The organism is Undibacterium sp. WLHG33 (assembly GCF_049544815.1).
GTDB lineage: Bacteria > Pseudomonadota > Gammaproteobacteria > Burkholderiales > Burkholderiaceae_D > Undibacterium.
Window position 1 is genome coordinate 1,568,841 of sequence record NZ_CP186697.1, and the last position, 14,559, is coordinate 1,583,399.

Annotated in this window: 10 protein-coding genes; 4 read left to right on the forward strand and 6 right to left on the reverse strand. The window is 50.0% G+C overall.

What is annotated here, in order from left to right:
- Window positions 1-446 precede the first annotated feature (446 nt).
- Complete coding sequence (locus ACOTSW_RS07140) at window positions 447-833, forward strand: hypothetical protein (RefSeq protein ID WP_423681861.1); 387 nt, start codon at window positions 447-449, stop codon at window positions 831-833.
- Window positions 834-1,287: 454 nt separating this feature from the next.
- Here the strand turns inward: ACOTSW_RS07140 and ACOTSW_RS07145 are convergent, their stop codons facing one another.
- Both ACOTSW_RS07145 and ACOTSW_RS07150 read right to left on the reverse strand, forming a co-directional pair.
- On the reverse strand, window positions 1,288-2,568 hold the full coding sequence (locus tag ACOTSW_RS07145; protein WP_423681863.1) for a tyrosine-type recombinase/integrase: 1,281 nt from the start codon (window positions 2,566-2,568) through the stop codon (window positions 1,288-1,290).
- A 292-nt stretch (window positions 2,569-2,860) separates the two neighbouring features.
- Complete coding sequence (locus ACOTSW_RS07150) at window positions 2,861-4,000, reverse strand: HPP family protein (RefSeq protein ID WP_423681864.1); 1,140 nt, start codon at window positions 3,998-4,000, stop codon at window positions 2,861-2,863.
- Between the two features lie 487 nt (window positions 4,001-4,487).
- Between ACOTSW_RS07150 and ACOTSW_RS07155 the strand changes: the two genes are divergently transcribed.
- Window positions 4,488-6,182 (forward strand): DUF7151 family protein, encoded by a 1,695-nt coding sequence (locus ACOTSW_RS07155; RefSeq protein WP_423681865.1) that lies wholly within the window; start codon window positions 4,488-4,490, stop codon window positions 6,180-6,182.
- Window positions 6,183-6,203: 21 nt separating this feature from the next.
- Here the strand turns inward: ACOTSW_RS07155 and ACOTSW_RS07160 are convergent, their stop codons facing one another.
- The 4 genes from ACOTSW_RS07160 to ACOTSW_RS07175 all read right to left on the reverse strand — a co-directional run bounded on the left by ACOTSW_RS07160 (window position 6,204) and on the right by ACOTSW_RS07175 (window position 11,696).
- The gene (locus ACOTSW_RS07160; protein WP_423681866.1) at window positions 6,204-7,979 is read right to left on the reverse strand and encodes a hybrid sensor histidine kinase/response regulator; all 1,776 of its coding nucleotides are present in this window, start codon (window positions 7,977-7,979) and stop codon (window positions 6,204-6,206) included.
- 9 nt (window positions 7,980-7,988) lie between these two features.
- Entirely contained in the window at window positions 7,989-8,612 is a 624-nt protein-coding gene (locus tag ACOTSW_RS07165) for a response regulator (RefSeq protein WP_423681868.1), read from the reverse strand.
- Between the two features lie 499 nt (window positions 8,613-9,111).
- Complete coding sequence (locus ACOTSW_RS07170) at window positions 9,112-10,638, reverse strand: acetyl-CoA hydrolase/transferase family protein (protein WP_423681869.1); 1,527 nt, start codon at window positions 10,636-10,638, stop codon at window positions 9,112-9,114.
- Between the two features lie 119 nt (window positions 10,639-10,757).
- Window positions 10,758-11,696, reverse strand: a complete 939-nt coding sequence (locus ACOTSW_RS07175; RefSeq protein ID WP_423681870.1) for a bestrophin family protein — start codon at window positions 11,694-11,696, stop codon at window positions 10,758-10,760.
- Window positions 11,697-11,839: 143 nt separating this feature from the next.
- On the opposite strand from ACOTSW_RS07175, the gene hpaR reads away from it, so the two are divergent.
- Together hpaR and ACOTSW_RS07185 are read left to right on the forward strand one after the other, a co-directional pair.
- Window positions 11,840-12,295 carry a homoprotocatechuate degradation operon regulator HpaR gene (gene hpaR / locus ACOTSW_RS07180; protein WP_423681871.1) on the forward strand — a complete coding sequence of 152 codons (456 nt, stop codon included), beginning with the start codon at window positions 11,840-11,842 and terminating at the stop codon, window positions 12,293-12,295.
- Between the two features lie 373 nt (window positions 12,296-12,668).
- Complete coding sequence (locus tag ACOTSW_RS07185; protein WP_423681873.1) at window positions 12,669-14,546, forward strand: potassium transporter Kup; 1,878 nt, start codon at window positions 12,669-12,671, stop codon at window positions 14,544-14,546.
- Window positions 14,547-14,559 lie beyond the last annotated feature (13 nt).

Sequence of the window (14,559 nt, forward strand, 5' to 3'; positions counted from 1 at the left end):
CTTTCCTTGCCCTTGACTCTTAGCGCAGCGCCGGGCGCGTACGGTATTGTGTTTCTACCCGGTTAATCCGCTTGTATTTGGCTCCGTGTTGAACAGCAACAATAGAAAGTGTAGTGGTCTAATATACCCTGACACCGAAATAGGTGAATAATTTACCTATAGAGGAAAACCGTATGATCAAGAAACGCAGAACATTTGACGCCGGCTTCAAGTTACCAGATCAGGTTGAGTAAGCTGGAAGCAAAAAAACGGGAAATCCGCTTAGACTAGAAATCTTAAAAAAAGCGTCGGTCTTCTTTGCTTTGTCTGCGAACTGAAATGAACTATCGCCTAGTTCAGTAGTTACAAAAAGAGGCCGTTACAGTCAGTCAGGAATGCCGGGCATTGGACATTACCCGTATCGGCTACTAAACGGCGCAACAACGTCAAGCGCTCCTGGCAACGGTGTGCGCCACCAGTCTCCATTTGCAAGCGGCCTTTATGGCCAGCGGCAAGACCTATGGCTGTCGACGCTTGTAAGCCAGCCTGGAGCTGCAAGAGATGCGCGCAGTCCGCTACCAAGTACGTCGCCTGATGAGAAACACTATAGTCTGCAAACTGTCTGGAAGCGTAAGTTCATTTACACCTCAGAAAGCAAGCATGATTTGTCGATGGTGGAGAATATTCTCAATCGCGCCGTCCATTCCGGACAGCCGAACGCGGCCCGGGGCAGCGACATCACCTATATTCGCACGCGCAGCGGATGGCTTTATCTGTCGGGGCTCTTGAATCTTTACTCGCGCAAAGTAGTTGGCTGGTCGTTGGCCCCCGGTATGTCGGCAAAACTGGTCTGAGCACCATTATAAATGGCGCTTGCTTAGAGAAATCTACCTGCGGGTCAGATTGTCCATTTGGATCGTGGCAGTCAGTGCGAGCCATGTTTTTCAGGACAAGCTCAAGCAATTCGGCATGACATGTTCGATGAGCCGCAAAGGAAATTGTTGGAACAATGCGCCAACCGAGAGCTGGTTTAACGGTTTTTAGAACGAATGCTATCATGGCAAGCGTTATGAAACCCATGCTGAATGAGGGCTGCCAGTTTCTAATATATTGAAGTCTTTTATACTTGAACCCGCCAGCATTCAACACTTGGCTATCAGTCGCCAGTGGAATATCTGGCTGGAGAGCAGATCAAAGTCAGAAGACGCGGGCAGCAAGACATTCATCTGATGGCAGACGAAATATCGATTGAAGCTAATGTGTGCTGTGCATTTACAGATCAGAGCTTTAATGCCATTCACCAGTTCTTTATACGATGTCCAAGCTATGCTTTTTCGGATTCTCCGGGGAAACGCTGCAGTACCGTGCCCAATCGGCCATTAACTCGGCGCGCTTCACTAACATGTCGCCGCGTTGATAAGCCGCTTCTACGCCATCGGCTAGTTTGTGGGCTAATGCATGTTCGCAGACTTCGCGCGGGTATCCCGTTGTTTCGCCAGCCCAGTCGCGGAACGTTGAACGGAAGCCATGTTGCGTCAGTTTATATCCCATGCGGTGCAGAACGGCAGTAAGAGATGAATCTGATAATTGTCCACCGAGCGATGATGGGAAAAGGTAATCGTTACCGACTATGCGGGGCAGGGCTTCCAGCAACTTTATAGCTTCGTTGGAAAGAGGCACACGATGTTCCTTGCCTCCTTTCATTCGTTCGGCGGGAACCGTCCATATACGACTTGAAAAGTCGAGTTCGTCCCAAGTTGCACCCCTTACTTCTCCTGACCGAGCAGCGGTCAGAATGGAAAATTCCAGTGCTCGTGCTGAATAACCTTTTCTTTTACTTAATTCTGGCATTAATTCACAAAGCTTTGTGTACGGTAATGCAGCGTGATGTTTGACCTTCTGAATTTTGCTGCGAGCTGGCAAATCATGTTCAAGGTGACCTTTCCAGCGTGCTGGATTTTCGCCTAATCGATAACCTCGAAATATGGCCCAATCCAAGATGGACTCAAGGCGACCACGAAGGCGACTTGCGGTTTCGGTCTTAGCGTGCCACAGTTGTGCCTTGTTTTCGCCAGTTTCCTGCTTCAATACGTCTAAAATTAAGTTGGTGTCGATAGCATCGACGGGAACCTGTCCTATTTTGGGGAAGGCATAGGTTGCAAGCGTATTTTGCCATTGCTGAACATGCTTTTCGTTCTTCCAGCCTGAACGGTTTGCCTCAATGTAAGCATTGGCGCATTCTTCGAAGGTCTTTGTCTTCGCTGCTTCTTGCTTGGCTAGTCGCTTCGCCTCGTTCCGTTCTTCGAGAGGGTCGATTCCGTCGCGAACTTTTTTGCGCAGATCTCTTGCCTTCTCGCGAGCGTCTGCCAATGAGACTTCAGGATAACTGCCTAAACCTATGTCGCGCCGTCGAATGGTAGCCTTGCCCTTAACTTGGATGTATGTTCCCACCGACAAGCGTAAGACCCAGGCGCGTGAAGCTCCTGCGATACGAAGGTGCAAACCATCTACGCCACCAACAGCGTAACGGCCTTCGGTCTTTAACTTCGATACAGCCAAGGCTGACAGTTCTTTAGCTTTCTTGGGCATTGCAGTTATCCTTTTTTGTCCAACATCTTGTCCCACATAGAATATTGGATTTTCTAAAGCTTTGCAAGCCATCTTTGGATATTGTTATTATTTAAGTCTTTGATATTAAAAGAAATTATTTACTTTAATGAACTTTGTTGGACGCTAGATAAGCGGACACCGTCTCCGCCAGTAACACTGAAAAAGCCCTTGAATTTCAAGGGCTTTTTCTTTTTCTGGCATGCTCAGTAAGTGAGCTTGAATGTCATTTCCTTCCGGGACCTGGATTTTCTGCGTCATTGAATGCAGGTACTTAGCCCGCTGTTTTTATTTCTGTATCTGCCAGTTTGCCGCGATACAGTGCGGCAATCAGATCTGATTGCGTCAACATGCCGATCAGGCGTCGCTCGTCATCCACGATGGGGATATGATGCAAGCCTTTGTCGGACAATAAAGGTACCAGTTCTACGATATGCATATCGTGACGGGCGGTTTTAACCGGCTGCGTCATGATTTGTCCTATGACTTCGGGTTTGCTGGAATGCAGGTCACGGGTGCGGCGTATCAGTTGGCGCAGCTTTTCTTCGAACGTTTCATAGACATCCAGATTGGCATTTTTCATAAAGTCCACCAGAGTCACAATGCCAATTACGCGGCGGGCGCGGTCGGTGACTGGCAATGCTTTGATTCTGTGCTGGCGTAATAATGTCCACGCTTCTTCCAGTGTGGTACCGAACTCTGCTGTAATCACGTCCCTGGACATCACGTCGCTGCAGGTAATTTCACCGAAACGCCGGCGATAGGCGTGCATCTCAGTTTGGAGGAATAATGACTCCAGATCATCTCGACTGACATCCAATACCTGATTGTATTGCCGCAATACTTCATCAAGATCCCGCGGGGCAAAGCCTAGACGATCAATCGGACGTGTATCTGCTGTGCCATGGGTATTGCTGTGATCCGGCTGGGATGTATGTGGATAGCGCCGGCCTGTTGCATTGTTATATGCGAGTGCAAACAGCATCAGCAGCACGGAATTGAGCATCACTGGAAAAATAACGAATTCATATCCCAGCCTGAGGATAACGGGGCCGCCCATTACGGCTGTCAGTGCGACGGCGCCACCGGGCGGATGCAGGCAGCGGGAGAGAAACATGGCTCCGACCGCGAGACTGGTGGCAATTGCTGCCGTTTCCATGGAAACGCCGAGAAAATGTGCGCAGGTGACACCGACCAGCGCTGAGATCACATTGCCGCCGACAACAGGCCATGGTTGTGCCAGCGGGCTGGAAGGAACGCCGAATAACAATACTGCGGAGGCCCCGATGGGTGCCAGTAACATCGGAACGTGGAAAACTGAGCCGAGCATGAATTGGGTTGTCAGCCCTGTCAGCAATAATCCCGCCAGCATTCCGGCGCAGGTGCGCAGACGCTCGAGATGACTGATGCTCATGCCGGAAGGTAAAAAAGTCCTGAGCCAGGCGAGGCTCGTTTTCAGTGAAGACCATTTCCCACGCATACCAGAGACTATTTAACATTAAAGCCGGAAGTGTACAGGAGCGGCGCTATTTAGGTGTGCGTTAGGATGCAAGTAGAGATGCAGACATTGTTTTCTGTGTTTCTGCTATCGCCGCCTGAAGTGAATTTACTGTTTGGCCGTTAGTTGATGTTGCTTACCGCTTGATTGCTGCTTAACGCGGCTCACAGGTAATGCACGGGAGTTTGATCTGTCTGTCAGGTGTCCGTATTCTTCGCTCGGGCATATTCATAGTCCAATCAGACTATATGTTTCACTTATTTTGAGCATTATCATCTTGCTATTTATCGTTCGTCATGTTGTAGAGCAGAGAAGTGCCTGATTGCAATCTGGTTCAGAGAAACTCCCCGGCAGTTGCTATCGCATCATTGGCGGGCATTCAAAGTGCACAGGGAGAATTCATTTGATAAACCGACCTTATATCCGTGTTAATAAAAGTTTTTTTGCCGTTGTGGTTGCTGCCGTGGTGCTCAGTGGCTGTGGTGGTGGAAGTAGCAGTAGTGTCGCTACCGATACGTCATCGTTGACGCCGGCAACGCCTCAGATCATCGCCAGAAACAGCGTTGCATATGCGACGATAAACAGCGTTCCTGTTACTGCCTGTCCGAATGGTGGTATTACCGTACAGTCAGGCATTGATACAAATGGCAACGGTATTCTTGATCAGAGTGAGGTGAGTAATACCCAATTTGTCTGCAATGGCGCCAATGGTACGAATGGAACCAATGGTACTAACGGGACTAACGGTACCAATGGCAAGAACGGGCTCAACGGTTTTAACGCCTTGATTGCTACTACGGCTGAGCCAGCCGGGAATAATTGCCCCGGTGGTGGTTCCAGAATCAGTTCCGGAGCGGATACCAATGGCAATGGAATTCTGGACAGCGCAGAAGTGACTTCAGTTTCGTATATTTGTCATGGACTTGCCGGTAGCGATGGTACTAACGGTAAAAACGGTACTAACGGGACGAATGGATTAACAACATTGGTCAAAATTGTTGCCGGTGTTGCTGTCAACATCTGCCCTGCGAATGGTAATCAGATACAGTCTGGTCTTGACACAAACAACGATGGTATTTTGCAGCCATCAGAAGTCACCACAACTGCTTACGTATGTAACGGTGCAACAGGGGCCACGGGAGCTACCGGGGCCACGGGGCCAACCGGAGCGACTGGCAATGATGGTTTAGCGACTCTTGTAACAACGGTGACTGAACCTGCCGGTGCTAATTGCACCAATGGCGGCAGTAAAATTACATTTGGTCTGGATCTGAACCGGGATGGCATTCTCGCCGCTGGTGAGGTGACTTCGACGACCTATGTATGTAATGGTGCCACCGGACCGATGGGACCCACGGGGCCAACTGGACCCACAGGTCCAATCGGGCCGACAGGGCCAACAGGTCCAACCGGGCCAACGGGTCCCACGGGGCCGGCGGGTCCTTCCGGGCGTCTGAGCTGGGTGACCTCGACAGATGCGACGGTGCAGGCGGTAACAAACTCCGGATACATCGCAAGTAATAGTAGTACAGGGGTAGCGATTATTTTGCCGGCCTCACCGGCTATCGGTGACCAGGTGCAGGTGATAGGCATGAGTGCTTGGGCGCTGATACCAAATGCTGATCAGAGTGTTATACAGAATATGGCTGGAACCGGAGCAGTCAACGGTGGTGGCTTATCCGGTGCTCAGGGAGATTCCGTGTTGCTGCAATATGTTGGCAATAATACCTTCATGGTCACTGCTTTTGTCGGACATGTGACTCAGATCAGCAGTAACGTTTTTGCGAGAAACGGAGTGGTCTGGACGCCGCCGGATTATTCTAAAACTTATACCTGGACTGACGGTAACGCGTTTTGTGCCGGACTGACAACTGGCAATCTGACGGGCTGGCGTATGCCGCAAGTCGCAGAGCTGATCTCGATTGACACCTTCGGTGTGAAGGGTACGCATGGATGGCCATCGACACCGGCAAACATTTGGGCAACCGATCCTTCACCGAGTACACCGGGTGCCTATGCGGTCGAAGCATTCGGATTTGCAGTGAGTGGTTTTCAGTTTGGTACGAATAATCTGGTTATTACCTGTGTCCGTTCTTAAAGCTTGACGAAATAGCAGGGGCTATCCATGCCGTATGATAGTCACCTGCTTACTACGCTCCAGTGATGCGGAGAGTTCCGCATAGAGCAGGGTGGGTGATACCGGCTTGTGCATCAGTGGCAGGCCGCTTGCCGCCGCTTCGCGCAAACGTACCGGTGCTGTATCTCCTGTCACCAGAATAGCGGGTATCTCAGCGTTGCAGGCATTGCGTATCGCCCGAATCACATCCGTTCCCTTACAATGATCGCGCAGACGGTAATCGCTGATAATCAGGTCAGGCTGGCGCTGACACGCCAGTGCCAGACTTTCTTCTTCAGACTCGGCAAGATCGCAGTCGCATCCCCATTCAGTCAGCAGTTGAGCCATTGCCTGACGTACTATCGCATCATCATCAATGACTAAAATATGTGCATGCAATAGCTGTATTTTTTGTGCCACTGTGCTGATGTCATCTGCCAGAACAGCAATTTGTGTGAGAGGCAGACTTAATTTGAATACACTGCCTCGTCCCGGGCGAGAGGCGAGTTGCAACTCCAGTCCCAGTAAATTCACCATCTTTCTGACAATTGCCAGTCCAAGTCCCAGCCCTTTTTGCCGGTCGCGCTCGCTATTTCCGAGTTGTTGAAATTCACTGAAAATATTTTCAAATTGCGAAGATGGGATACCGATGCCACTGTCCCAGATTTCCAGGCTCAGTCTGGACTGGCGTTTTCTGCACAGGATCACCACACCGCCATGATGCGTATAGCGGATTGCATTCGATACCAGATTTCTCAGAATCAGTTCAACTAATGCAGGATCGGAATAAACGACATAATGAGTTTCGGGGCTTCGGTAGAGCAGGCCTTTATTGTTTGCCAGTGGTGCCAGCTCGTTTTCTATTTTGCTGAGCAGACTCTGTAATCGGAACGCTTTGGGTTGTGCTTCAATCACACCGGCCTCAATACGTGAGTAGTCGAGCAGGGTGTTCAGCATTTCGGTCGTAGCGGTGGTCGCAAGGCTGATGCTGTGGACCAGCTCGCGCTGATGCCGGGATAAATCCGTTGTCTGCAATACCTCAAGAAACAGACCCTGAGCGTGGATAGGTTGCCGGAGATCATGGCTGGCTGCCGTGAGGAAGCGTGATTTCTCAGCGTTCGCCCGCTCTGCTGATGCGAGTGCCTTTGCGGCTTTTTCCGATGCCGTACTCAGCTGGCGAATCAGATCCAGATTATCGAAGCGGAGTTGAATGGAGTTTCTGACTGTGCGCGAAGAGTTATATGCCTGTCCCAGTAATGTCACGACATACAGTGCCACCGCTGCACCTATCGCCCAATAAGCCGGATCGTTGAGCGAAATAACCGTGTAGACAATCGAACCCAGCTCACATACGACGAACGCCGCAAATACCGGTAATACGGGTGACAAGATCGACATCGAGTTGGCGGCAATACCTGCCAGTACGGCTAATATCAGCACGCTGCCGGCGCTGGTGGAAGCAGGCAGACTCAGCCACGCGAGAGAGCCCCATACCGCGCCATCAATCGCGTGCAGAAGTATCAGCCGTATTTTTAATGCAGCCGTCTGCTCAAGGGATATACCGCGACGGATGATGCGTTTCGCGTCGTAGACATCAAACAGTTTCGATGAACTGACGGCGATCAGCCATATTGCCAGACCAGTCTCGTTACCGGGATTTTTCAGTGTCAGATACAGAATCAACGCGACCAGTACTCCCGGCACGGCAGAGCTGCCGAGATTTTTCATGAGTAATAATTGCAGCTCGCGCTGAATATTGTCCTCGACAACGCCGTACATTTTTACCACTCAGTTCACCAGACCTTTGCGGCGCGCGGCGAACGCGGCTTCAGAGCGATTTGATACTTGCAGTGTCGTCAGTACCACCTGTACGTGGCAGCGCACCGTATTTTCGGAGAGATCAAGTCGGCGGGCGATCATTTTGTTCGATAAGCCCTGGCAGACCAGATCAAGCACTTCGTATTGACGCGGGGTCAGCAGCGGCTTTGTGTAGTTTGTTCTGACCTTTTCCTGCGTGTGTACCAGTGTTGCCACATCTTCTTCTGCGGTGCGCAGCACCCGGCGGATTTCAGCAAAAATATTCTCTGCCACCTCACTTTTTGAGATGAAACTGTGCGCTCCGCGCTCACGCGCCCGCTGTGCAGTATCAGGCGCATCGTCGGCTGACAGAACAATGACAGGTGCCCGTGGCCATCTCCTCTTGAGCAAAGCGATGCCTTCGAGTCCGTTAAGCCCCTGTAATTTGATATCGAGCAAAATCAAATGAAGTTCGGCCGGCGCAATCCGCATGGCTTCTTCCAGGGATGCCGCCTCGACTACGCCGATATCCTGTGAACCGTTGCAAATCAGGACTCGCAGCCCGGTCCGAAACAAGCTGTGATCATCAATCAGTAGTATTTTTGAAGTTGACATGGAAGATGAAAATATTGCATCACAGACAGATTTTGCCATGATTGAGCACATATGGGGGAATAACCGGGTCTGCATCGTCTACCCATATGTTGCAAGAGCATATCTGCCGCAAGCGCAGAGCAAGTGTTTCTGCAGATACGCTTTGACATCGTCGCATCAGTTAACAGTTGTGGTACCCGCTAAAAATAAGCCTCGTGGCAGCTTTTTGGTCTGCAGGGCGCTTATTCATTGAGGGTGGGAGGGCGTGCTCAAGGCCGACTGTGTGCATGCGGCGTCAGCGTCAGTGCAGTTGCAGCTGCTGACCGGATAGGCATATACATATCGCGAGAAGCAGGGTGGGTGTTACAAGGGAGGATGGGCGATGCAGTGGCTGGAGTACCGTGTAAGGACTTTTCGTGCAGGTGCATCCTTAGAGCACGCGTTGGTCATGCTTTGGATAACGTGCAGGCAGGGGTATTTTGTTGCCTGCACGTCTCGCTTATCTCTGCTAATTATCAGCTCAGGCGACGGCTTTCAACGCCACTTCCTGTTCCAGCATACTGCCCGTTTCACGGTAACGTGTGTGCCAGGAAAATGCTTTTTCCAGCACATGTGGTGTCTGCCCACCGCGCAGTTCTGCCTCCGCCAGATAATCCAGCAGCATTTGTTTATAGGGTTCAGCTACACAGTTCTGAATGATTTTCTGTGCGCGCTCGCGAGGTGCTAATCCGCGCAGATCGGCGAGGCCGACATCGGTCACGATAATATCGACGTCATGTTCATTGTGGTCCACGTGTGTAACCATAGGAACGATGCTAGATATTTTGCCGTTCTTGGCAATTGCTTTGGTCGCAAAGACTGACAGGTAGGCATTACGGGCAAAATCACCCGAGCCGCCGATACCGTTCATCATGTGTGTGCCGAGTACATGTGTGGAGTTCACATTGCCGTAAATGTCAGCTTCAAGAGCGGTGTTGATAGCGATGATACCGAGACGGCGAATGACTTCGGGATGATTGCTGACCTCTTGCGGACGGAGCACGAGGCGATCTTTGTATTTGCCGATATTGGCAAATACTTCCTGACTTTTCTGTGCCGACAATGTGATCGATGAGCCTGATGCAAAGTCCAGTTTTCCGGCATCAAAAAGATCGAATGTAGAATCCTGCAACACTTCCGAATACATTTGCAAATGTTCAAATGGGCTGTCGATGAAGCCCGTCATCACAGCATTCGCTATCGTCCCGATGCCAGCCTGCATGGGCATCAGGCTATTGGTCAGTCTGCCATCTTTGACTTCTTGTTTGAAAAATTCAACAAGATGGGCGGCGATCTGCGCTGTTTCTTCGTCTGGCGGCAAAATGGTCGAGGCGCTGTCGGCTTTTTCGGTAATGACTATTGCCACAATTTTTTCTGGCGGGATCATGATGGCGGTGGTACCGACACGGTCACTGGCTGACATGATAGGAATCGGTTCCCGTTGCGGTCTGTGCTTAGGAATGAAAATATCGTGCAGACCTTCGAGATCCATTGATTGAGTGAGATTGATCTCGACGATGACCTGATCTGCCAGAATCGCAAAACTCGCACTGTTACCGACGGAGGTGGTCGGAATAATTGCACCGGTTTCGGTGATGGCGATTGCTTCAATGATGGCGACATCAATCGCGTTGATCTGGCGTGTGCGTAACTGCTCGACGGTTTCGGATAAATGCTGATCGACATACATGATCTCGCCGCGATTAATGGCTGAGCGTAATGTCGGATCTGCCTGAAATGGCATTCGGCGTGTCATGGCGCCCGCTTCTGTCAGGGTTTTATCTACATCGCTACCCAATGACGCACCAGTCATCAGGGTGATCTTCAGTTGTTCAGATTTCGCCCGTTCAGCAATAGCAAGGGGAACTACTTTTGCGTCGCCCGCCCGTGTGAAACCGCTCATGCCCACTGTCATTCCATCTTCTATCCAGGAGGCTGCATGTTCAGCCGTTGTGATGCGGTTTCTTAATTCTGGAAGACGTATCCGTTGTTGTTGGGCTTCATGCATTTTCATGTTCCTTTGTCTCTGAAAAGTAGATGGGGGAGTTACTTTATATTTTTGATGTCCTGATTCTCCGATCAGGTTGTTGTTGCCGGTGTTACTTGAATCTGTATCTGTTTTATGCCCTACGTCAGCCGGTAGCTGACCGGTAGCATCGGGGCGGGGAGTGGTTGGTGTTGTATCGCCTCCAACAAGTCAATTTCTATCGCACGACAGATTGCATCCAAAGGCAGGTCGTTGGCATCCAGACCAAAGGGCTCTTCGATTTCGTCGCCAAGCGCATCTAAACCGAAGAAGGTGTAGGCAACGATTGCCACCACAAAAGGTGTCATAAAGCCGATGGAATCCACCAGTCCGAAAGGCAGCAGAAAGCAATAGATATAGGCTGTCCGGTGCAGCAGTAATGAGTAAGAAAAGGGGATGGGCGTATTTTTAATACGCTCGCACGCGGCAGCAGCGGAGGTAAAGGCAGACAGAGTGGTATCGATGTTTGCCGCGAGGCACGGATCGATACGCTTTTCATTCATACTTTGCTGCAAGTCCAGCGCCATACGATTGATCAGAAAATCAGGTTTGTTTTGAGATGTCTGCAGCAAGCGAACTTCTTCGGGAGTCAGCCATTGCGGCATATCTTCGCCCGGTAAATCGCGCAGTAAGTTTTTCAGCGCATAGGAAAAAGCGATTGCCCGGTAAATCATGCGAACCCGGATATCGTTCAGCCCATTGGACGCGAGTGCCGTGACCGGATAAGCGATCAGGCTCTGGCATTGACGCGACAGGTTGCGGCTTTTGATCAACAACTCTCCCCACAGTTTGCGCGCTTCCCAAAAGCGGTCATACGCAGTGTTGTTCCGGAACCCGAGAAAAATGGAGAGGGGCAAGCCGATCAGGGTGAACGGGATGGTCGTCAGCGTGATCTTGAGTTTGAACAAGTCGCCATGCGAAAGCGTGACCAGGGTTGCAATCAGTATGTTGATGGTCAGGGCTGGCAGTATTCTTGGCAATACCGAACCACGCAACATGAGAAATAACCGAAAGCCGGACGGACGGTCCCTGACTATCATGATTTTTCCCAATGTGTTGAATGTTTCACCGGTAGCCCGTAAAAATACTAATATGTTAGTGAATTAAAACACTAATATATTAGTAAGTCAATCTGTACAATGGCTTTAAATTATTAAAAATAATGAATTTGAATGGAGTCAATATGAACCACAGGATTGCCTACCGGAATCTGCCGCAACTTTTTTTGAAGGCTCGCGCAAATCTGATGAGTCACTTTCGTCCTATATTGAGTCGATTTGGTCTGACGGATCAGCAGTGGCGGATTTTTCGCGTGCTTGATGAGCGCGGACAGCTTGAACCACGTGAATTATGTGATTTATGCCAGATCTCCAGTCCTAGCATGACCGGCGTGCTCAAGCGCATGGAAGAGCTGGATCTGATCCGCCGTTGCGATGTAAAAGGAGATCAACGCCGCGTATTAATAGGTTTGTCAGAGCAGGGGGATGCTCTTATGCTGAAAATAGCTCCCCTGATTGATGTCCAGTATCAATATATTGAGCAGGCATTCGGAAGTGAGGCGATTGATGAGCTGATTGCCGCTCTGGAACGATTTAATGAAGTCAGAACAGAAGCGGTGGAGCAGGTTAAATTAGATTAAATATCATGCTGACAGATGTGGCGCGACTGGATCAATGAAATGTTGTGCATCTGCATCGGCCTGCCGGGGATGTCAGCGGCCCCATGCTGCTATATTAGCGACGTGTTTTAATGGGCCGGGTCTGATATCGTTGCTGATCTGGTTTGAATTTTGATGGAAACAGCTTGCTTTTGTTTTCATTTCAGCCGGCGTGAGTTGGCGCGTGTCGCGTCTGATCTTCTTTTGCCGGTAGCATGTAGTCTCTGAAGACATTGACTATTTATGCGCCGACTGTTGCGTATTCACTTAATATACTCTTTTTTTGTTTTGGACTATTGAGTTTGCCTCTGGAATGGCCTATTGTGCAACGCACCAATAATTACAAGGTACGCAATTGGATAATCATCAAACGAAAAGCAGCCTGGCAGGATTGACCTTAGCGGCAGTCGGCATAGTTTATGGCGATATCGGGACCAGTCCTCTGTATACGATGAAGGAAGTGTTTGCGCCAGCTCATGGATTGCAGTTAACGCAGGCCAATATCTTTGGTATCGTCTCTATGATTTTGTGGGGATTGATCATCATCGTCTCCCTCAAGTACGTGACACTTGTGCTGCGTGCAGATAACCGTGGAGAGGGCGGGATTATGGCCCTGACGGCGTTGTCACTCGAATCGGTCAGTAAAAATTCTAAACTTTACTTCCCTCTGACCGTGCTCGGCTTGTTTGGCGCGTCACTGTTTTACGGTGACGGTGTGATTACCCCGGCGATGTCGGTATTGTCGGCGATGGAAGGGATAGAAGTTGCCACTCCAAGTTTTAAACCGGTTGTCGTTCCTATTACGCTGATTGTTCTGATCTGTTTATACGCGGTTCAGCGTAAAGGTACAGCAGGGATAGGAAAAATGTTCGGCCCGGTGATGTTGCTGTGGTTTTCGGTTCTGGCATTGATGGGCTTGTATAACATCATCCGCGTTCCAGGAATTCTTGCTGCATTTAATCCCTTATATGCGTTGAACTTCGTGATCGATCATCACTGGGGCGCATTTTTTGCCCTGGGTGCCGTGGTGCTGGCGTTTACCGGTTCCGAAGCTTTATATGCGGACATGGGACATTTTGGTGCCAAGCCGATTCGTGCCGCCTGGTTTTTTATCGTGTTTCCTGCGCTGGCATTGAATTACCTCGGACAAGGTGCGCTGCTGATGCTGAATCCGGCTGCGGTCACTAATCCTTTTTATAATCAGCTGGGGGCATGGAGTATTTATCCTCTGGTGGTTTTGTCGACGGTCGCTGCGGTGATTGCCTCTCAATCGACGATCTCCGGCACATTCTCAATGACCAAACAGGCGATCTCACTTGGCTTTTTACCTCGTATGAAGATTGTGCATACGTCGGCAAAGGAAATCGGTCAGATATATATTCCCGTTGCGAACTGGATGCAGTTATTCGTTGTTGTTGGCGCCGTGATTGGCTTTGGTTCTTCGACGAATCTTGCTTCTGCTTACGGTATAGCCAATACCGGGACGATGCTTGTGACGTCATTGCTGACATTTTTTGTGATCCGCTTTGGCTGGAAATACAATCTCTTGCTGTGTGTTGCTGCGACATTTTTCTTCCTGGCGATTGATGTTTCCTTGTTTTCCGCGAATGCACTGAAATTCTTCCACGGCGGATACTTCCCTATTGTCCTGGGTTTGATTATTTTCACCCTGATGCTGACCTGGAAACGTGGTCGTGAGCTGGTGTTTGAAAATCTCAAAAAACATGCAATTCCACTGGAGGATTTCCTTGCCTCTCTGTTCGTCTCTGCACCGACCCGGGTCTATGGTACGGCGGTATTCTTACGCGGTGAAGCAGATGGTGTGCCGCATGCGCTTTTGCATAACCTGTCGCACAACAAGATATTGCATGAACGGGTGGTTTTCCTGACGCTGCATAACAGGGAGATTCCGTGGGTGCCATTTTCTGATCGTATTAAAATTTCCGATCTTGGTAACTCGTGTTACCAGATCGATCTGTTCTACGGATTTAAAAATGAACCGGATATTCCTGCTGCGCTTGCTTTGTGCGCTTCTCATGGTTTGGTTTTTGAGCCTATGGAAACCTCTTATTTTATTTCCCGCCAAACGATTATTTCCACGCCGGGCGGTGGTATGGCAAGGTGGCGCGAGGGCATTTTTGTCGCGATGTCCCGCAATGCGCGTGATGCAGCAGACTACTATCACATCCCGAGCAATCGCGTGATTGAGGTCGGCGCTCAGGTCGAAATCTAAAATAATGGCGGGA

Excerpts from the sequence above, each read along its gene's own strand:
- ACOTSW_RS07165 (WP_423681868.1), bottom strand. The coding sequence starts at position 8,612 with ATGTCAACTTCAAAAATACTACTGATTGATGATCACAGCTTGTTTCGG.
- ACOTSW_RS07160 (WP_423681866.1), bottom strand. The coding sequence starts at position 7,979 with ATGTACGGCGTTGTCGAGGACAATATTCAGCGCGAGCTGCAATTATTA.
- ACOTSW_RS07175 (WP_423681870.1), bottom strand. The coding sequence starts at position 11,696 with ATGATAGTCAGGGACCGTCCGTCCGGCTTTCGGTTATTTCTCATGTTG.
- ACOTSW_RS07150 (WP_423681864.1), bottom strand. The coding sequence starts at position 4,000 with ATGAGCATCAGTCATCTCGAGCGTCTGCGCACCTGCGCCGGAATGCTG.
- ACOTSW_RS07145 (WP_423681863.1), bottom strand. The coding sequence starts at position 2,568 with ATGCCCAAGAAAGCTAAAGAACTGTCAGCCTTGGCTGTATCGAAGTTA.
- hpaR (WP_423681871.1), top strand. The coding sequence starts at position 11,840 with ATGAACCACAGGATTGCCTACCGGAATCTGCCGCAACTTTTTTTGAAG.
- ACOTSW_RS07170 (WP_423681869.1), bottom strand. The coding sequence starts at position 10,638 with ATGCATGAAGCCCAACAACAACGGATACGTCTTCCAGAATTAAGAAAC.